Here is an 18,506-nt window from a genome sequence, read left to right on the forward strand (position 1 = left end):
GTCTAACAGTCTCGCAAATCAGCCTCATAGGCCTCTCTCAATTTGCGGTTTTTGATCTGCCCCTTCTGGCAATAGGGGCAGCCACAGGGCTTCCTTCCGTCGGAATGTGACTCAGGATAATAACGCCAGCCAGTCACCTGGTCAGGCGTGTATATCCGCGTGATGTTTTTCGCGGGAATAGAAGCTGAAAAAATGACTTCGAGCCCAAGTCCCGTGGTGTGCTCCATGAATATACGCACTGACTCCCCAGCAGTCGTTTCGATGTGTTCTTCGTTATAGCGCCCAACGGATACCGGCATGTCGTCATCCACACGGAATTGCACAGCGGATATGGTTCGGATACCCCTGCGTTTCAGCTCACGAAGCCATTGATGCGACTGATAATAATTCTGAAGCACGGGTGTGGCGAATACGGCTTTTTTGCTCCTGCCAAAAATCTCGGCAGCTTTGATTCTACCCTTTTTGATCATGCTGATTTCACGATCATCGGCGAGATGTACAAATTGAGGCATGCGAGCGAATCAAACATCACTTGGCCAACGCCGCACATACAATCTCTGCGTCATTGCGTATGAATATGCATTGACTGGCAAAAGGTAGATGTGGGCACCGAAGGGGATGTGAGGTGGGAGGGTGAACTGCATGTGCGAATGGCCTGTTTCGATGGGTTGCGCGGAGGGATTGGGAGGAGAGCGGGCGATGGATGGCGCGAGCCGCACAGAGGACTGTGCGGACCACTATGCTGGCGCCCTTTGCGGAGGCTGTGGGTGATTAGCCAATCGGCAGCTGATCACTTCGCCAGGGAGGCGCAGATGATTTCTTCGTCGTTGCGCATGAAGACGCACTTGTTTGCGAAAGCGGGGTGGGACCAGACGACGGGGCGGCGGGGATCGGTGGTGGTGGGTTTGAGGAGATGGGCGCGACCGATCTCCTCGTAACCTTTGGGGGAGAGCTTTGCGATGATGAGGTCGCCCTGTTCATTGGCGAGGAAGAAGCGGTCGGCGTTTTTGATGATGAAGGCATTGGCCCAGCGGACGAGCGGGCCGCCGGTGGTGGCAGCCATGCTCTCCCAGAGGCGCTCTCCAGTTTCGAGCTTGAGGCAGCGGAGCTGGCCGTAGCTGCAGACGCCGTAGATGTGGCCGTCCTGAATGAAGGGGGTGCTGATGAGGCTGTGGAGGGTGTCGGTGTTTTTTTCGCTGAAGCTTTTGCCTTCCCACAGCAGCGTGGCCTCGGGCTTGGAGGCGTCGAGCTTGAAGCATTTGGAGCTGGTGTAGAAGGAGGTGAAGAAGAGGAGATCGCCAGCGAGGCGTGGGGTCGGAACGGTGAGGCCGAAGCGCACCTCCCAGGGATGGGACCAGAAGACTTTGCCGGTAGCGGGATCGAGGGAGTTCACGGCCTGCGGATGCCAGAGGATGAGCTGCCTGGTGCCGCCGGCCTCGATGATGATGGGTGAGCCGTAGCCGGGCTCGCGTGCGTCGAGGGCGCGCCAGAGCTCCTTGCCGGTGTCTTTGTCGAAGGCAACGGCGACGCTGCCGGGTCCGCCGCAGAGGCAGAGCAAACGCTGGCCGTCGAGCAGCGGATGACCGGAGAAGCCCCACATGGGAGTCTTGGCGCCGTATTCGGATTTGAAGTCGTGCGACCAGAGGACTTTGCCGGTGGCGGCATCGAGGCAGAGGAGGTTCCCCTCCGCGCCAAGGGTCCACACTTTGCCGCCGCTGACGAGCGGGGTGCAGCGCGGACCGGTGGAGTAGCTCATGGTGTAGGTGCAGTCGTAGCGATGCTCCCAGATGACGGAACCTGATTTGGCATCGAGGCAGAGGACGCGCTCGGTGCCGGGAATGAGGCCGCGGGCGAAGGCATTGCCGGGGACGCTGGCTTTGTCCGCGACCTGGCGGTCCATGAGATAGACTTTGCCATCGGCCACGGCCGGGCCGGTGTAGCCGCCGCCGATTTTTGCGCGCCAGAGGACGGGAGGGCCGCCGGCTGGAAAGGTGTCGATGATGCCGGATTCGCGCCAGACGGAGTCCCGCTGAGGGCCGAGCCACTGGGGCCAGTCGTCGGCATGAAGTGCTGCGGTGAACAGGAGAAGGAACAGGCTGAAGGTGCGCATGGACAAACAAACTCACCACCCGGATTCATGTTGCAGAGAATCTGGCAGCCCGCAGGTTTGGTGCATTATGCTGAACCTGCCCGCCCCCCAACGCCTGCACGGTCTCGTGACGGCCACGCACACGCCCTTTCATCCCGATGGTGCACTCAATCTTGATGTGGTGGAGAAGCAGGCTGCTTTTCTACAGAGCAAGGGGGTGAACCTTGTGTTCATCGGCGGCAGCACGGGAGAGAGCCATTCGCTGACGCTGGAGGAAAGGCTGCTGCTGGCGAAATGCTGGATGGCGGTGACGAAGGGCAGCGAGATGCGGGTGGTGGTGCATGTGGGAGCGAACTGTGTCGCGGATGCGAAGACCCTGGCGGAGCAGGCGGAGGAACTGGGGGCGGCGGCGATCGCGGCGCTGACACCGATGTATTTCAAACCGAAGAATGTGGAGATGCTGGTGGAGACGATGGGGCAGATCGCGGCGGCGGCGCCGGAAACGCCTTTCTACTACTATGACATTCCTTCGATGACGGGAGTGAACCTGCCGGTGCCCGAATTTCTGCGTCAGGCGCGTGAGCGCATTCCGAACCTGGCGGGAGTGAAATTTACGAACCCGGACCTGATGGCGTACCAGTACTGCCTGCGAGCTGATGGTGGAGCGTGGGATGTGCCGTTTGGCTGCGATGAGCACATGCTGGGTGCGCTGGCGATGGGCGCGAAGGGAGCGGTGGGAAGCGGATTCAACTTTGCGGCGCCGATTTACTCGCGGCTGCTGGCGGCGTTTGCGCAGAATGATTTTGCAGCGGCGCGGGTGGAGCAGTTCCGCGGGGTGCAGATCATCAGTGCGCTGGCGAGCTATGGCTACATGGGTGCGGCCAAGGCGGTGATGAGCATGCTGGGCGTAGATGTGGGACCTGCACGACTGCCGAACAACACGCTGACACCTGCACAGAAAGACAAGCTGCATGGCGAGCTGGAGGCCATGGGGTTCTTTGAGTGGGTGAAGTGACCCGAACTCAACGTGTGACGCGGAGCAGCGGTGTGGGCAGATGCTCGCTGGTCAGCCAGAGGGTGCGGCTGTCGGTGTCGTAGCAGACGCCTTCGAGCTGGCGGAGCATGTCGGGCTCGATACGGATGGGGGGCTGCGACAGGGCCTCAGAGAGCGGCTTGCCCTTGGGGAGCTGCCATTCGTAGAGGCTGCTGTAGGTGGCGACGACCATGCGGGTACCATCTGGAGAAAAGCAGGCGGCGGTGGTCATGCAGTTGTCATGCGGGCGCTTTCCTGCGCGGATGAGCTGAGGGAAGGTCAGGTCGACGACCTTTTCCAAGGTCATGCTGACCTTGGGCTGCAGTGGCTGCGGGAAGGCGTAGAGGGCGCATTTGCCGTCGTCGCTCTTGGTGAGGACGTAGAGGCGGCGGGTCTGTGGGTGGACGAGGAGGCTTTCGGCGTTCTGATGGCCGTCGGGATAATTGGCACGCCAGATGACCGGCTCTGCGGTCTCGGTTTCTTCGACGGACTGGCCGGGAGCGCGGATGGCGGGCTCGGGGATCTGATAGACCTGGATGGTGGAGCGGATGAAGAAGTTGTCGCCAATGTCGCCGATGAAGAGCGTGGGGGTGCCGTCCGAGTCCTGGCCGGAGGCGATGTCCTCCCAGTCAAAGTTGGCGGCATCGCGCACACGCACTTTGGCGCGGGTTTTTCCGCTGCGGTCGATGGCGAAGACACAGGGCTCTCCGCCGGAGTCGTTCATGGTCCAGAAGACCGAGGGATCGCGAATGCCGAGAGCGAGCCCGGAGCTTTCGTTGATGCGCTTGTCCTCAAGGATGGCGACCTGCGTGCTTTTGCTGGGAACGGACTTCTCAGGCCATGGCTCCGAGCTCTGCACCCGAGAGGCGGAAAGGCCCGCGAGAAGGAGCACAAGCTGGAGCAGGGCGGCTTTCATGGCAGGTCAGCCCAAGGGGGTGGCAGGACCTGCCAGCATGCGGTTGTAGTGGAACTGCACGCGGCCCTGGAACCAGCGCCAGGTCTGCCCGGGCCTGCCGCGCTCGAGCAGGAAATGCGGGCAGTCTTTGTGCAGCGGAGAAACGCCATAGCGCGGCCAGTGGTAATGCGGGACGACATTGCTGAGGGGGATGTCGTAGGCGCGCATGAGGTAAGCGGCGAGGCGGGCGGTGCGGTCGATGGTGAGAGCGATGTCGTTGCCGTTGTGTTCGCACATCTCGATGCCGATGCTGTAGTTGTTTCCGACGCCGTCGAAGTCAGCGTGCTCTCCCTGCTCACGGCAGGGGAGGTGCTGGATGGCTACATCGTCCTGGACGGTGAAGTGCCAGGTGAGGAAGCCGATGCGGTTGCCACCTTTGCGCTTGGGGGCGCGGAGCGCGCCACGCTTGAGCGCGAGGGCGTGCTGGTAGGCATTGCCGGTGTAGTTTTGAGTACTGTGGATGGTGATGTAGCGCGGCTTCATGGGCCGGTAGTAGCGGCGGCCCACGGTGCCAGCGGGGATGATGTCGAGCTTGACGTGTGTCTCGGCGAGCAGCTGGTCTGGAGTCAGCACGCCATGAGGCACGGGGGCGAATCGCGACTCCCAGCGCGCGACGCGCGAGCCGTCATATGTGGCGCAGGCAACGACGATGCAAGCGAGGGCCAGTGGAAGGAGAAGTGCGACGTATCTGCGCATGAGACTTTGTAGTGGGCCGAAGCTCAAAATTCAACGCGCATGTTGAAGCAACCCGGAATTTAAAAGGCTGAAAGTTCAGCCACTGAAGCCGAGATCCGTGAAAGAATCTGACTCCCTGCGGCGGCATGAATCGTGTGAATTCGGGATTGTCATCCCGCCGCACGTCATTCAACATCCGCGCTTCATGAGCACCCCGTCCATTCCCGATTCCACCGCTCCCTGGTACAAGCAGCTGACCGGCTACCACTGGTTTGTCCTGATTGTGGCCTCAGCCGCATGGTTCTTTGACTGCCTGGACCAGCGCCTGTTCTCACTGGCCCGTGTTCCCGCGCTGGTGGAGCTGATGAAGCTGCCGCCGACGAATCCTGATCTGCAGGCCTTTGGCAAGGTGGTCACGGCCTGCTTTCTGATCGGCTGGGGTGTGGGGGGACTGATCTTTGGAGCGCTGGGAGACAAGTATGGACGCGCCCGGATGCTGACGCTGACGATTCTGATCTACTCCGCCTTCACCGGCCTGAGCTACTTCAGCAAGACCAAGCTCGACTTCACCATCTTCCGCTTCCTGACGGGGATCGGCGTGGGTGGTGTTTTTGGCCTGGCGGTGGCCTTGATCGCTGAAACGGTGCCCAATGGTGCACGCACGCAGTGCCTGGGGCTGCTGCAAATCCTGTCCACGATCGGCAACATCACGGCCGGCTTTGCCAAGATCGGCATCGACTCCCTGGAAGCGAGCCACACCATCACCGCCGGGTCCGGCTGGCGCTGGATGTTCCTGATCGGAGCGGCACCTGCGCTGATGATCATCTTCACCCGCGGCTACCTGAAAGAGCCTGCCTCCTGGCAGCACCTGAAGGACACGAATCAACTGCCCAAGGGCAGCATTCTGGCCCCATATGCGAGCCTGCTGGCCAGCGCGCGGTGGCGCAAGAACCTGCTCGTGGGCGCGGTGATCGCGAGCACGGGCGTGGTGGGACTCTGGGCCATCGGCGAGTATGCGGTGGACCTGCAGAAGGTGGCCTTTAAGCAGTACTTTGAAAAGGCGGGAACGGCCCCTGACAAGATCGCGGCGGAAGTGAACAACGCGATCTCCGTGGCGTATCTCTGGAACATGATGGGTGCGGCGGTGGGGATGACGCTTTTCACGAACGTGGCCAAGCTGGGGCGCCGACTGGCCTTCTTCCTGGGATTCAGCGCCGCGCTGACCGCGACCTTCCTGGTTTACTGGAAGATGAGCGATCCGATCTCCGCCCGCTGGATGATGTTCCTGATGGGCACGGCGCAGCTGAGCGTGTTTGCCGGTTTTGCCATCTACCTGCCTGAGCTCTTCCCGAGCAAGCTGCGCAGCACGGGCACGAGCTTCTGCTACAACCTGGGCCGCTTTGCCGCTGCTGGTGGCAGCTTCTTCTCCGCGACGCTGACTTCGGGAGTCTATGGCAAATTTGCTGCCCAGGACCCTGCGCTGCCTCTGCGCTACGCAGCCATGACGATGTGCGTGATCTTCCTGCTGGGCATTTTCATCCTGCCATTTGCACCTGAAACCAAGGGCAAACCGTTGCCTGAGGACGACTGAAATGACCGCTGCCGAACTCAAGACCACCACGCAGGCTGCAGCGGAGGCGATTTCGCCGGAGGCGCTGGCGCTGTGGCATGCCAAGCAGGGTAACTGGGATGCCGCGCACAACATCGCGCAGGACATTCATACGAAGATGGGCTCGTGGATTCATGCGCTGCTGCATGTGATCGAAGGGGACCAATGGAATGCGGACTACTGGTTTGCGAAAGCCGGGAAGCCCTCTCACGGACCGAAGGAGATTGACAAACTTTGGGACGAAATCGCCGGTGTTGTGCTATCTTGACGGCCAGGCAGTGAATACCAACAACGACCCCGCCAAACCCCTCCAGCGTTTCGAAGACCTGCGCGGCATCCTGCGCTATGTGCCGCAGTTCAGGCAGCGTGTCTTCGTGATCGCCTTTGACGGTGCGCTGATGACGCAGCCGGGATTTGCGAGCCTGCTGCAGGACGTGGCGGTGCTGCAGTCCCTGAACATCGAGGTGGTGCTGGTGTTTGGTGCACGGGCGCAGATCCGGACGCTGGCGGAGAAACGGGGCGTGCCCCTGAGCAATGACGACGGCATGGGCCGCACGGATGCCGCCGGACTGGAAATAGCCAAAGAAGCCGTGATGCGGCAGTGCAGCGACCTGATGGCCGACCTGACCGCGCTGGAAATGCCGGTGGCGATTTCCAATGCGCTGGCGGTGCATCCTGCGGGAGTGATCGACGGCATCGACCTGGAGTACACGGGCCGCATTGAGCGCGTGGATGAGGAGTCTCTGCGTGCGCTGCTGAAGGCGGACATCATCCCAATCGTGCCGCCGCTGGGCTATGACGGACGCGGTGCCACGCTGCGGCTGAACTCCGACGCGGTGGCGGTGGAAGTGGCGATAGCGCTGAAGGCGGCGAAGGTGATCTTTGTGGCGGAGTCCGGCATCACGGCGACGGATGGCACGCGGCTGGAGCAGCTCTCTGTGGCGGAGGCCCGTGAGATCCACAAGCGCAAGGAGGCAAGGCATGACGTGAGCATGCTCTCGAAGCTGAAGTATGCCGCCCTGGCCTGCCAGGAAGGCGTGCCGCGTGTGCACATCGTGGATGGCACGCAGGACGAGGCGCTGCTGGCGGAACTCTTCTCCAATGAAGGCGTGGGCACGATGATCCATGCCGACGACTACCAACAGATCCGGAAGGCACGTGCCTCGGATGTGCCTGCGCTGCTCTCGATGATGCAGCAGAGCGTGGACGATGCGGCGCTGGTGCCGAGAAGCCGCGATGAGATCCAGTCCCGGATCAAAGACTTCTTTGTGTTTGAGCTCGACGGCAATCCGGTCGGCTCTGTGGCGGTGCATACCTACGAGGAGGATGGCCGAAAGATCGCGGAGCTGGCGTGCCTGTTTGTGCGGCGGTCACACAAGAACAAGAATCACGGGCGCAAGCTGGTGGCCTTTGCCGAGGAGCAGGCGCGGCAGAGAGGGTGCGAGGTGCTCTTTGCGCTGAGCACCCAGGCGTTCCGCTTCTTTGAGGAAAAGATGGGCTACACCGTGTCCGGACCTGATGCACTGCCGCTGAGCCGGCGTGAGAAGTATGACAAGAGCGGGCGGAACTCGAAGGTGCTGGTGAAGGCGCTGAAGTAGTGCGGGTTTCAGACCTGGTCTGAATACCTTGTTGAAAACGCTGGGCGATGTGGATGCGTGAGGGATCGGGACGATCCCCCTCCTCCAGAGCGCTGGGTGGAACGAAATCCCCCTTCTTCGTGAGCTGATCTCTAATCGACGCGCTGCGCCTGGGAATAGGCGAGGGCGTTTTCGGTGATGGCGATGGCTTTATCTTGAAGCTTTTCGCCGATGTAGCGCTGCTGGAATTCGACGCGGCATTTGAGGCTGCCCTGGGCAAAAACCACCCAGAACTCGGTGGATTTGATGCGCTTTGAGGCGCTGGTGGCGTCTGCCCAGGCATAAAGCGCGGAGCCGCTGCGCGACACCTGATGCACGCCCTGAGCGGTGAGTGTGACTGAGTAGCCCTGAGACTGCCAGCCCAACCAGCCAAGAGCCGCGCCAAGCACCAGAAGGAAGCCGCCGAGGGCAAGGCTAGGGGCGATGACCTTGATGCGGCCGAAGAATCCAGCATTGCCGAACTCCATGGCGAAGAATTTGGTGCGTGCGTACATGGTTTTTACCAAGACCCATGCTGCGATAAGCAGCAGCGGCCCGCCGATCAGGAGCGGGTAGGTGTACTGGTAGCCGACCATGAGCTTGATGCCATTGCCGACATCAACGCCCTTGGTGAGATAGGGCGAAAAATCCACCGCATGGGGGAGATCGAGAAGAAAGGACAGCGGATTCATGAAATCGAGGTGATGCGATTAAACTCGTCCGCCGCCCTTCAGGTCAAGCCCTGCTTCAGTGACTTGTTTGTTGCCGGATGAAGTCCTGGACTGTCGCGACGTCCGCGGCCATGGGCCAAGTCTTGAGGGGCTTTGACTTCAGGGCCTCAAGGGTGGGGTGAGTGGGCTCGGTACCGGTGGCCTGCTGCACGACGTCCGGGAACTTGGCCGGGCTGGCGGTGGCGAGGACGACGCTGACGCGATCCTGAGCCATGTCGGTGAAGGCGCAGGCGGTGTGGGGATCGAGCACGTAGTGCCAGTCCTTCCACATCTGAGCAATGACGCGGACGATCTGCTCGTCGTCCATGCGAGTGGAGCGGAGGGAGGTCTGCGGGAGCTGGATGCTGAAGGGGGCACCAGATTTGATCTGGGACATGACCTCGCGCACGCGAGCGGAGTCCTGGCCGAGGATGTAGTAGAGGAAGCGCTCGAAATTGGACGCGGCCTGGATGTCCATGCTGGGGGCGTGGCTGGGGTGCACGTCGGTCTGGCGGTATTCGCCATTGGAGAAGAAGCGATGCAGGATGTCGTTTTGATTGGTGGCCACGCGGAAGCTGCCAGCGGGCATGCCCATCTGCTGTGCAAGCCATCCGGCGAGGACGTTGCCAAAATTGCCAGTGGGCACGACATACTCGGCTGTAGCGCGAGCTTCTTCGGGCAGTCTGAGGCAGGCCCAGATGTAGTAAACGCACTGTGCGAGCACGCGGGCGATGTTGATGGAATTGACGGCAGAGAGATTGACCGAGTTTGCGAAGGCGGTGTCGCCAAAGGCGTCCTTCACCACGCGCTGGGCGTCGTCGAAGGTGCCGGGCACGGGGATGGCGAAGACATTCTCGGCGCCGGTGCAGGCCATCTGACGCTCCTGCAGGGGAGCGACGCGGCCGTTTGGATAGAGAATGAAGATGGTGATGCCCTCGCGACCGAGGCAGCCGTGGATGGCGGCGGAGCCGGTATCCCCCGAAGTGGCACCGAGCACGGAGAGGCGCTTGCCGCTGTGCGCGACCTGGCGCTTGTAGAGCAGGCCGAGAAGCTGCAGGGCGAAGTCTTTGAAGGCGAGGGTGGGGCCGTGGAAGAGCTCGAGGATGTAGGTCTTGTCGGTGATCTTTTTCAGCGGGGCGACGTCCGGCGAATCAAAGCGGCGATAGGCCTCGGCGGTGAGCTGGTGCCACTCCTCGGTGCTGATCTCGGGAGCGAAGAGGGTGAAGAACTCGGCCGCGAGCTGGGGGTAGGTGAGCTTTGACCACGCAGGCAGCTTGTCGGCGATGGAGGGAAGCTTTTCAGGCAGGAAGAGGCCGCCATCGGGAGCTAGACCAGCTTCAACGGCTTCAGAGAAAGTGTGCGGCTTCGTCTGGCCGCGGGTGGAGAGGTAGTGCATGCGAATCGAGGGGGGGATGCATTGTTGCGTGGGATTTGGGAGGACTCAACGAGTCTCTTGAAGGCCCTGCCCAGTCCGCTTCTGATGCCCCTCACTTCCCCCGAGGGATGAAGATATCCACCTGCTGGCCGACGTAAAGGGCCTGGTCTTTGGGTTTTTCGAGCTTGTAGATGACCTGGAGGACGCGGGTGTCCACGCGCTCGGTGCTGGCGCCGGTGAGGGAGACTTTGGGGATGACGTAGGGCTCAATGCGGACGAACTGGGCTTTGAACTTGCGGGTGGAGTCGCTCTTGAGGGAGAAGGTGGCGTCTTTGCCGGGGGCGACCTCCATGGCGTTTTGCTCGTCGACGTCTGCGCGGACATGAAGGGTGGAGATCTCTCCGAGGACGAGGACGGGCTGTTTGTTGGAGGGGGAGGCGTATTCGCCGGCGCGGATGTTGACCTGGAGGATGGTGCCGGCACGGGGGGCCTTGACGGTGAGGCGCTCGATGAGCAACTCGGTCTGCTGGACCTCGGCCTTGGCAGAGGCCAGCTGGGCCTCGGCGGCCTGGAGCTGGGCCTTGGCGACGAGGACGTCGTTGGTGCGGTTGCGGAGATCATCCTGGCTGATGGCGCGCATGTCGGTGACGGACTTCATGCGGTCGAGCATGTCCTGGACTTTGGCGAGCTGGGCACGGGCGACGACGAGATTGGCCTCTGCGATGGCGATGGCGGCCTGCTGCTTGAGAAGGGAGGCTCGGAGCTCGCGATCATCGAGGATGAGGAGGGGATCGCCTTCCTTGACGGTCTGATTGACGGCCACTTTGACGGCCTCCACCAGACCGGGGATGGGCACTCCGATGGCGACGTTTTCGTCCTTGGCCTCCAGGATGCCGGTGGCGGCGATGTCATCGGCAGTCTGCTTCATGGGCGGCACGACGGGAGGCGGGGGCATGGCGGTCTCCTGGCTGCGGATGGTCTGCAGCACGATCCCCATGGCGATCACGCCCGCGATGGCGAGAAGGTAGGTGGAGTAGCGGATGGCGGAGGAGACGAGATTCATGAGCGGAGATAATGCAGCGAGAGCCAGATAGCGAATGACGGGTGAGAATACGCTCGACGAGGCGACCCAGAAAGCGTCAAATTTGCGGGATGAAACAGGAACCAGGAATCGCATTGCAAGTCATCCGCCAGGGAGGTGAGGTGGTGGTGATCCTGCTGGTGGCGTTGGGGCTGCAAATGCTGTGGGGTGCGCATTGGCTGACGGGCCACGCATTCTGCCTGGCTGTAGTGGCGGTGGCGCTGGCCAAGACGGTGTTTTTCTTTGTGGAAAACCTGCAGCAGATCCTGCTGGCGGTGCAGGACAACGTGCCCTACCACCGGGTGCTGGGACTGATGGGGGTGAACATGGCGCAGATCACGCTCTCTTATGCGCTGGATTTCTGGTGCCTGGAGACGGCGGAGGCGGAGAGCTTCAGCGCGATCAATGCGGCGTGGAGCCAGGGGGAGCAGCTGTTTGAGTTTTTCTTTTTCAGCGTGCTGAATTTTTCCTTCTTCGGCTTTGGGGATGTGACGCCGCAGACGATCCCGGCCAAGCTGGTGACGATGATGGAGGTGGTGCTGGCCTTCTTCACAGTGATCTTTCTGCTCTCGGACTTTGTGAGCCTGAAGGACTCCCTGCGCATCCGCGGGCGGGATGAGAAATGATCCGCATCTTGCGCAGGCGTGCGGGCGCTCTACGCTGGGCGGATGGAGAGACCCGCCGCCATCGCCCAGATCCGTGAAGCCTGCAAAAACATCGCGCTGCAGTTCATGAAAATTCATCCCGCCGTGCCAGGACTGGCGGATGAGGAGACGCAGAAGGAATGCCTGCGCAGCGTGCATGAAATGACGGTGCTGCTGGAGACGATTAAGAAGAAGATCGGGCGCCTGGAGCGCACCGATGACAGCACCCTGCTCTGACATTTGGCTTACTTGCCCGTCCTCCTGATCCACACGACCCTTCCTGCCATGAAACACGCCACGCTCTGTCTTCTCCTGCTCGCGACCAGCCTGCAGGCCGAAGTAAAACTGCCTGCCCTTTTTTCGGATGGCATGGTGCTGCAACAGACCCAGCTGGTGCGCATCTGGGGTACTGCTGATGTGGGCGAGGATGTGAAAGTGTCCTTTGGTGACCAGACGCACAGCTCTCTCACGGATCCGTCAGGCAAGTGGTCGATCACGCTGAATCCGATGAATGCGAACGCCCAGCCCGCCGACCTGGTGGTGGCGGGGAAAAATACGGTGACAGTCAAGAACGTGCTGGTGGGCGAGGTGTGGATCTGCTCCGGGCAGTCGAACATGCAGTGGACGGTGCAGCAGGCTGGCAAGGCGCAGGAGGAGATCGCCGCGGCAAATTTTCCGCAGATCCGCATGTTTAATGTAGAGCGGCGGCCGAGCCTGACGCCGGAGAGCGACTGCAAGGGAGCGTGGAAAGAGGCCAACAGTACAAATGTGGGAGAATTTTCCGCCGTGGGGTATTTCTTTGGCCGTCATCTGCACCAGGTGCTGAAGGTGCCGGTGGGGCTGATCAACACCTCGTGGGGTGGCACACGCATCGAAGCCTGGACCAGCGGTGAGGCACTGCAAGAACGCCCGTGTGCGGCCGAGATGCTGGCGGACTGGAAGGATGCCGCTGCGAAGTGGGACGGGCCGAAGGAGCAGGCAGCTTTTGATCAACGCAAAGCTGAGTGGCAGACGCTGGTGCAGAAGATCGATGCCGAAAATGCCAAGCTGCCAGCGGACAAAAAGAAGCCGCGCCCCCCTGCCCCGCGCCCGCCGGATGATCCGAACAAGACCCAGCACCGCCCCAGCGTGCTCTTCAATGGCATGGTGGCTCCGCTGATCCCCTACGCGGTGAAGGGTGCGATCTGGTACCAGGGAGAGTCGAATCAGAAGCGCGCCTTCCAGTATCAAGAGCTGCTGCCAACAATGATCAATGACTGGCGCAAGCAATGGGTGGACGCCTTCTCCTTCTACATCGTGCAGCTGGCGAATTTTGGAAACGGCAAGCCTGTAGCCACGGACCCTGGGGTGCCGGACACCTGGGCGGAACTGCAGGAGGCGCAAACGCTGACGGCGCAGACGCTGGACAAGTGCGGGATCGCCATCATCAACGACATCGGCGAGCAAAATGACATTCATCCGAAGAACAAACAAGAGGTGGGACGCCGCCTGGCGCTGTGGGCACTGGCGAAGGACTATGGCAAGTCGGGCGCGGAATACTGCGGTCCGCTTTACCTTTCCTCCGTGGTGCAGGGAGACAAAGTGCGCGTGCAGTTTACGCACACGGGCTCGGGCCTGAAGACCCGCGATGGCGGGGAGCCGAAGAGCTTTCAGATCAGCGGAGCGGATCAGAAATGGGTGTGGGCCAAGGCCAAGATCGAAGGCAATGAGGTCGTGGTATGGAGTGAGAGCGTGCCGCAGCCGGTGGGTGTGCGCTACGCGTGGGCGAGCTGGCCGGAGGGTGCCAATCTCATGAATGCAGAAGGACTGCCTGCCTCGTGCTTCCGCACGGATGACTTTCTGCCGTCCACGCTTGGCGTGGTGTCTCCCTTCAAGGAGAATGCGCCGGCGAAGTCCGCACCTGCCAAACCGTGACCAACACCGACTGGCGTGCATCTTTTTCTCTCTGATCCTGATACGGTCCCCTTTCTAGCGGACGAGCTGCGCCGCGCCGCGCCGGATGCGGTGCAGCATGAGATGGCGGGGCTGGGTCTTGCGGCTGAGCTGCCGCTGGAAGGACTGCTGCTGGCATTTGCACGGCAGACGCTGCCGGATGCGAGCGAGGTGACTGCGGCCTCGATCAACGGATGGGCGGACCGGATCATTGATGCAGTGGCGGGCGTGTTTCCCGATGACCAGCCGTGGCGGCTGCACCTGTGGCCGCAGTATGGGGAGGGCAAGGCAGGGCTGCACCGCTGTGAGCTGATCCGCGCAGCGCTGGTGGAACGGCTGAAGAAGAAGCGGCGGCATCTGCTGCGCGCCATGATTGATACGGATGAAGTGTTTGATGCGCAGACATCGCTGGTGCAGTGCCTTTTGACCGGGCCAGAGGCGGGATGGATTTCTGCCGTGGCGGCACCGCGAGCGCATGCGCTGCGCTGTTTGATCTCAAGCTTTCCACGTGGCGAGGTGCCGCTGGCGGATGACAAGAGCGCGCCATCGCGCGCCTTTACGAAGCTGGTGGAGTCTGAGCAGCGGCTGGGGCGTAGGATCGAGCGCGGGCAGACGTGCGTGGACCTGGGTGCGTCTCCGGGGAGCTGGAGCTATGTGGGCATCCAGCGTGGAGCGCGTGTGATCGCGATCGACCGGTCGGAGTTGCGTGAGGATCTGATGCGAAATCCGAGGCTGCAATTTGAAACGGCTGATGCCTTCAAGTACAAGCCGCCGCAGACCGTGGACTGGCTGGTGTGTGACGTGATCGCCGCACCTCAGAGGAGCATCGACCTGCTGCTGGAGTGGCTGAGGGAGAAGCGGATGCGGCAGTTTGTGGTGACGATCAAGTTCAAGGGACAGGATGAGTACGCGCTGCTGGACATTCTGAAGCGCGAGGCTCCGGCGCTGTGCGCGGAGTTTCACCTGACGCGGCTGTGCGCGAACAAGAACGAGGTGTGCGCGTTTGGGGTGGCGTGAGGGGGGAGAAAACTTTCCCTTCTGGTTTTTGTCTCTGCAGGGCGAGGAGGAAGCGGTGCTGAAGCACCGCAGTCCGGGGACGCTGACGCGGGATGTGAGTGGAGTGACAACCTCGATTACAGCAGTGCCTCGTGGGCGCGGCCGTCTTTGGCCTCGAAGTAGAGGATGAAGGACTGGTTGACCACGGAGAAGCCGCCAGGAGTGGGGTAGTCGCCGGTGAAGTACCAGTCGCCGTATTCGGCGCCGAGGGCGGAGTGGAGGTCCGGGATGGTCTGGTAGATGACCTCGACGGTACCATGCCACGGAGTATCCTCGGGGCTGATCATCTGGGCGATGCGGGCGGAGATTTCCTCGTCGGTGAAGGGCGCGTAGATGGCCTTCACGGCATTGCGCATCTCCTCCTTGGGTTTGCGAAGCTCCTCCTTACAGGCGAGGTAGGTCTCGCGAACAATGTGCGCCATGCCTCGCTCCCGCAGGAGTGAGACAGCGGCCTGGAAGGCGATGAATTTGCCGAGCTCGGCCATGTCGATGCCGTAGCAATCGGGGTAGCGAATCTGCGGAGCGGTGGAGCAGACGATGATGCGCTTGGGATTGGTGCGGGCGAGGATGCGCAGGAGGCTCTTTTTGAGCGTGGTGCCGCGGACGATGGAGTCGTCGATGACGACGAGATTGTCCTTGGACGTGACGACGCCGTAGGTGATGTCGTAGCTGCCGGAGACGAGCGCATCGCGTCCCGTTTCCTGGGCGATGAAGGTGCGCATCTTGATATCCTTGAGCGCGATTTTTTCTCCGCGCGGCCAGTTGCGCAGAACGAGGTCGTCGAGCTTGGCCTCGTCGAATTCGCCACGCTTGAGCATGTCCATGAGCGCCTCCTTGACGACGACGCGGCGACTTTTGCGCAGGCCATCGAGGAAGCCGAAGTAGGCGGTCTCGGCGGTGTTGGGGATGAAGCTGAGCACGGTGTGCTCAAAGTCATTGTCGATGGCTTTGACCACCTGCGGAACGAGCTGCTCTCCGAGCGCCTTGCGCTGATGGTAGATGGCGGAGTCGTTGCCACGGGAGAAGTAGATGCACTCAAAGGAGCAGGGCTTGAAGTCGCGCGGCTCAGTGAATTTTTCAATGGTCATGCCACCAGCCGCCTTGATCACAGCCACGTGGGCCGGAGGGAGCTCATGGATGTCCTCCTCGGAGACGCCAAAGACGGACATGAGGGCAACGCGCTCGGAAGCGATGGCAAAGATTTCGTCGTTCTCGTAGTAGTGGCAGGGGCGGATGCCACTGGGATCGCGCATGGCGAAGAGGTCGCCATTGCCGATGACGCCGACGATGCTGTAGCCGCCGTCCCAACGCTTGGCAGATTCCTTGACCACGGAAGTCACATCGAGGCGCTCGCTGATGTGGTGGGGGATGTCCACACCGGGGATGCCGGAGTCGCGCAGCTCATGGTAGAGCTGGGTGTGGGCCTCATCGAGCTGGAAGCCGATCTCTTCAAGAACGCTCTGAGTGTCTGTACCGAAGACGGGGTGCTGCCCGCGCTTCATCATGATCTCATTGAGTTCGCGGGTGTTGGTGAGGTTGAAATTGCCCATCACCATCAGTGTTCGCGTGGGCCAGGTGGTGCGGCGCATGTAGGGATGGAGGGCGCCTTTGCCGAAGTCGCCACTGGTACCGTAGCGGAGGTGGCCGATGTAGATCTCCCCGGCCATCTCGAATTCGCGTTTAATGGCCTCCGGATCGTCCTCGAAAGAGACGAATTCCTTGCCTTCCTGGTCGCGCTCGTCCTTGCGCTGCTTGTCGATGCGGCGGGCGATGCGCTTGAACTCCTTGCGCTCGTCATCAAAGACCTGGCCGATGCGCTCGACGCTCTCGGTGCTGCGCATGCGGAACATGTAGGGGAGGCCGGGGGGCATGTCGAGCTTGCAGCAGCCGATGCCCATGCCGTCCTGACCACGGTTGCGCTGCTTTGTCATGATGGCCTGGAGGGCATCGAAGCCGTAGAGGGCGTTGCCGTATTTTTGATAGAAGTAGCCCAGCGGCTTTTTCAGCCGCACCACCGCTATTCCGCACTCATGACTGATTGGGTCGCTCATCGTTAAGGAGCGCCTATCTTTGCCATGTGGCGTGAGGAGTGCAAGACGTGGAAAAAGTTTCTGTGAGAGGTGTCTGGACTGACTTTCAACACGTAATTTAGCTTCTTGCGTTCAAACGAACCGCTGGCAGTGGCTCGCGCCTCAAGGGCAGCCCCTCACTTAATTGCGATTAATACTTAATGGTGTCGCTTTAAGATCTTCCTAGCATTGGGTGATTGCGATCAAAGGACAAAAAGTCGAACCCCAAGCCATCTGAGCATTTATTTTAGTCACTCAACGAATCTGTTTCGAGCAGACCAGGCAGCCGGGCTGTCAGGATGGCATGCTCCATGCAGCTGGCACCCTTAACCCCCATGAAAACTCCCCCCACCGCACTTTTCTGGCTGCCCGTGCTGACGCTGGCGGCCCTGCTGGCCCAACCGTCGATTTATGCGGCCATTCCAGAAATAGGCAGCACGCTGCCGGTGCCCGAGCAGCCGGAAATCCCCCCGCCGCAGATCCCTGAGGAGCCGCTGGGTGGCATCCTGCTGAGGAAGCTGGCGTTTGATCGTGAATTTGACTCGCCGGTGGCGCTGGCCTCCGTGCCGGATGCAAGCGGGGAGCAGGTGATCGCGATGCAGCGCGGGGAATTTTGCGCGGTGCGGCTGGACGGCAGCGGGCAGTGGCGACCGTTTCTCGACTTTCGGGAAAAGATGAAGGGGGTGGTGCTCTTTGAAGAAGGGGTGCATGGCATCGCCTTTCATCCGCGCTTCGCTGAAAACCGGCTTTTCTACCTGAGCTATTCGCAGAACAATCCGCGCCGGACGGTTATCAGTGAGATGAGAGCCTCCAACGCCAAGGATTCCACGCCAGACGCGCTGCCGCACACGGAGCGCGTGCTGCTGGAGATCCCGCAGCCGCTGGCAGACCACTGGGGCGGCCACATCCTGTTTGGGCCGGATGGATGTCTCTACATCGCGCTGGGGGATGGAGGACTGCGGAACGATCCTTATCGACAGGCGCAGAACCCGTGGGGGCTGCATGGAAAGATCCTGCGGATCGATGTGGACGGGCGCAGTGGAGCGCTGCCGTATGCCATTCCAGCGGACAACCCCTTTACCCAGGTGCAGACGGTGAGGCAGGAGATCTATGCGCTCGGATTCCGGAATCCGTGGGGGCTTTCCTTTGATGCAAGGACCGGGCAGCTCTGGTGCGCGGATGTGGGGCAGGACCTGTGGGAGGAGATCAACCGCGTGGAAAGCGGCGCCAACTACGGATGGAGTGAACGGGACGGGCCGACGAAGAGCAGCTTTCACACTCACAGTTTCCTGCCTGAAACGAACACGACCGACCCTGTACATGCCTACACAAGAATGCGTGGCGAAGGCATCTGCATCGTGGGCGGGCTGCTGTACCGCGGGCAGAAGCTGCCGCAGCTCTATGGTGAGTTTGTGTTTGCTGACTGGGGCTATGGCACCGTCTGGGCCTTGGGGATGGATCCCACCAGCGGCCAAGCTGTGAAGCGCCATGTGGTGCACCGTAAAGAGCCCGAGCACAAATTTAACCCCACGCTGGTGACGGTGGATGTGGACGGGGAGCCAGTGCTGCTTTCTCAAGAAGGCTCGCTGTACCGGCTGGAAAAAGACGAGGACTGAGCGGAGCTTTGGTGCAAGACGGGGAGCATGGCCACGTTCAAGGCGG

At 61.3% G+C, this 18,506-nt stretch carries 17 protein-coding genes; 9 read left to right on the forward strand and 8 right to left on the reverse strand.

What is annotated here, in order from left to right; all coding sequences use genetic code 11:
• Nucleotides 1–2: 2 nt before the first annotated feature.
• Both HNQ65_RS09125 and HNQ65_RS09130 read right to left on the reverse strand, forming a co-directional pair.
• Entirely contained in the window at nucleotides 3–512 is a 510-nt protein-coding gene (locus tag HNQ65_RS09125; protein ID WP_184339215.1) for a hypothetical protein, read from the reverse strand.
• Nucleotides 513–790: 278 nt separating this feature from the next.
• The gene (locus HNQ65_RS09130) at nucleotides 791–2,110 is read right to left on the reverse strand and encodes a PQQ-binding-like beta-propeller repeat protein (RefSeq protein WP_184339216.1); all 1,320 of its coding nucleotides are present in this window, start codon (nucleotides 2,108–2,110) and stop codon (nucleotides 791–793) included.
• Nucleotides 2,111–2,177: 67 nt separating this feature from the next.
• Here HNQ65_RS09130 and HNQ65_RS09135 point away from each other — a divergent pair, with 67 nt between their 5' ends.
• The gene (locus HNQ65_RS09135) at nucleotides 2,178–3,104 is read left to right on the forward strand and encodes a dihydrodipicolinate synthase family protein (RefSeq protein WP_184339217.1); all 927 of its coding nucleotides are present in this window, start codon (nucleotides 2,178–2,180) and stop codon (nucleotides 3,102–3,104) included.
• A gap of 7 nt (nucleotides 3,105–3,111) precedes the next feature.
• On the opposite strand, the gene HNQ65_RS09140 is transcribed toward HNQ65_RS09135, so the two are convergent.
• A complete protein-coding gene (locus HNQ65_RS09140) occupies nucleotides 3,112–4,038 on the reverse strand; it encodes a hypothetical protein (protein ID WP_184339218.1) in 927 nt (308 codons plus the stop codon).
• Nucleotides 4,039–4,044: 6 nt separating this feature from the next.
• The gene (locus HNQ65_RS09145; RefSeq protein WP_184339219.1) at nucleotides 4,045–4,773 is read right to left on the reverse strand and encodes a peptidoglycan recognition protein family protein; all 729 of its coding nucleotides are present in this window, start codon (nucleotides 4,771–4,773) and stop codon (nucleotides 4,045–4,047) included.
• A gap of 184 nt (nucleotides 4,774–4,957) precedes the next feature.
• On the opposite strand from HNQ65_RS09145, the gene HNQ65_RS09150 reads away from it, so the two are divergent.
• Genes HNQ65_RS09150 through argA form a run of 3 tightly spaced genes read left to right on the forward strand, consistent with a single transcriptional unit; the run spans nucleotide 4,958 to nucleotide 7,959 of the window.
• Nucleotides 4,958–6,343: an MFS transporter gene (locus HNQ65_RS09150; protein ID WP_221306092.1), complete on the forward strand. Its 1,386-nt coding sequence runs from the start codon at nucleotides 4,958–4,960 to the stop codon at nucleotides 6,341–6,343.
• Nucleotide 6,344: 1 nt separating this feature from the next.
• Complete coding sequence (locus tag HNQ65_RS09155; RefSeq protein WP_184339220.1) at nucleotides 6,345–6,629, forward strand: hypothetical protein; 285 nt, start codon at nucleotides 6,345–6,347, stop codon at nucleotides 6,627–6,629.
• Nucleotides 6,613–7,959 carry an amino-acid N-acetyltransferase gene (argA, locus tag HNQ65_RS09160; RefSeq protein WP_184339221.1) on the forward strand — a complete coding sequence of 449 codons (1,347 nt, stop codon included), beginning with the start codon at nucleotides 6,613–6,615 and terminating at the stop codon, nucleotides 7,957–7,959. The genes HNQ65_RS09155 and argA overlap by 17 nt, the downstream gene beginning before the upstream one ends.
• A gap of 131 nt (nucleotides 7,960–8,090) precedes the next feature.
• On the opposite strand, the gene HNQ65_RS09165 is transcribed toward argA, so the two are convergent.
• From HNQ65_RS09165 to HNQ65_RS09175, 3 genes are all read right to left on the reverse strand, one after another.
• Nucleotides 8,091–8,669 (reverse strand): hypothetical protein, encoded by a 579-nt coding sequence (locus tag HNQ65_RS09165; protein WP_184339222.1) that lies wholly within the window; start codon nucleotides 8,667–8,669, stop codon nucleotides 8,091–8,093.
• 55 nt (nucleotides 8,670–8,724) lie between these two features.
• Complete coding sequence (gene thrC / locus HNQ65_RS09170; protein ID WP_184339223.1) at nucleotides 8,725–10,083, reverse strand: threonine synthase; 1,359 nt, start codon at nucleotides 10,081–10,083, stop codon at nucleotides 8,725–8,727.
• A gap of 91 nt (nucleotides 10,084–10,174) precedes the next feature.
• Nucleotides 10,175–11,125 carry an efflux RND transporter periplasmic adaptor subunit gene (locus HNQ65_RS09175; protein ID WP_184339224.1) on the reverse strand — a complete coding sequence of 317 codons (951 nt, stop codon included), beginning with the start codon at nucleotides 11,123–11,125 and terminating at the stop codon, nucleotides 10,175–10,177.
• Between the two features lie 89 nt (nucleotides 11,126–11,214).
• Here HNQ65_RS09175 and HNQ65_RS09180 point away from each other — a divergent pair, with 89 nt between their 5' ends.
• The 4 genes from HNQ65_RS09180 to HNQ65_RS26950 are packed head-to-tail and all read left to right on the forward strand — an operon-like array spanning nucleotide 11,215 to nucleotide 14,736.
• The gene (locus tag HNQ65_RS09180) at nucleotides 11,215–11,769 is read left to right on the forward strand and encodes a two pore domain potassium channel family protein (protein WP_184339225.1); all 555 of its coding nucleotides are present in this window, start codon (nucleotides 11,215–11,217) and stop codon (nucleotides 11,767–11,769) included.
• A 42-nt stretch (nucleotides 11,770–11,811) separates the two neighbouring features.
• Nucleotides 11,812–12,024, forward strand: a complete 213-nt coding sequence (locus HNQ65_RS09185) for a hypothetical protein (protein ID WP_184339226.1) — start codon at nucleotides 11,812–11,814, stop codon at nucleotides 12,022–12,024.
• A 48-nt stretch (nucleotides 12,025–12,072) separates the two neighbouring features.
• Complete coding sequence (locus HNQ65_RS09190; protein WP_184339227.1) at nucleotides 12,073–13,701, forward strand: sialate O-acetylesterase; 1,629 nt, start codon at nucleotides 12,073–12,075, stop codon at nucleotides 13,699–13,701.
• A 15-nt stretch (nucleotides 13,702–13,716) separates the two neighbouring features.
• Nucleotides 13,717–14,736, forward strand: coding sequence for an SAM-dependent methyltransferase (locus HNQ65_RS26950; protein ID WP_184339228.1), 1,020 nt, complete (start codon nucleotides 13,717–13,719; stop codon nucleotides 14,734–14,736).
• Between the two features lie 116 nt (nucleotides 14,737–14,852).
• Here the strand turns inward: HNQ65_RS26950 and HNQ65_RS09200 are convergent, their stop codons facing one another.
• Nucleotides 14,853–16,826 carry an amidophosphoribosyltransferase gene (locus HNQ65_RS09200; RefSeq protein ID WP_184339229.1) on the reverse strand — a complete coding sequence of 658 codons (1,974 nt, stop codon included), beginning with the start codon at nucleotides 16,824–16,826 and terminating at the stop codon, nucleotides 14,853–14,855.
• 353 nt (nucleotides 16,827–17,179) lie between these two features.
• On the opposite strand from HNQ65_RS09200, the gene HNQ65_RS09205 reads away from it, so the two are divergent.
• Nucleotides 17,180–18,460, forward strand: a complete 1,281-nt coding sequence (locus HNQ65_RS09205) for a PQQ-dependent sugar dehydrogenase (protein WP_184339230.1) — start codon at nucleotides 17,180–17,182, stop codon at nucleotides 18,458–18,460.
• Nucleotides 18,461–18,506 lie beyond the last annotated feature (46 nt).

The sequence above is a fragment of the Prosthecobacter vanneervenii genome, assembly GCF_014203095.1.
GTDB classification, from domain to species: domain Bacteria; phylum Verrucomicrobiota; class Verrucomicrobiia; order Verrucomicrobiales; family Verrucomicrobiaceae; genus Prosthecobacter; species Prosthecobacter vanneervenii.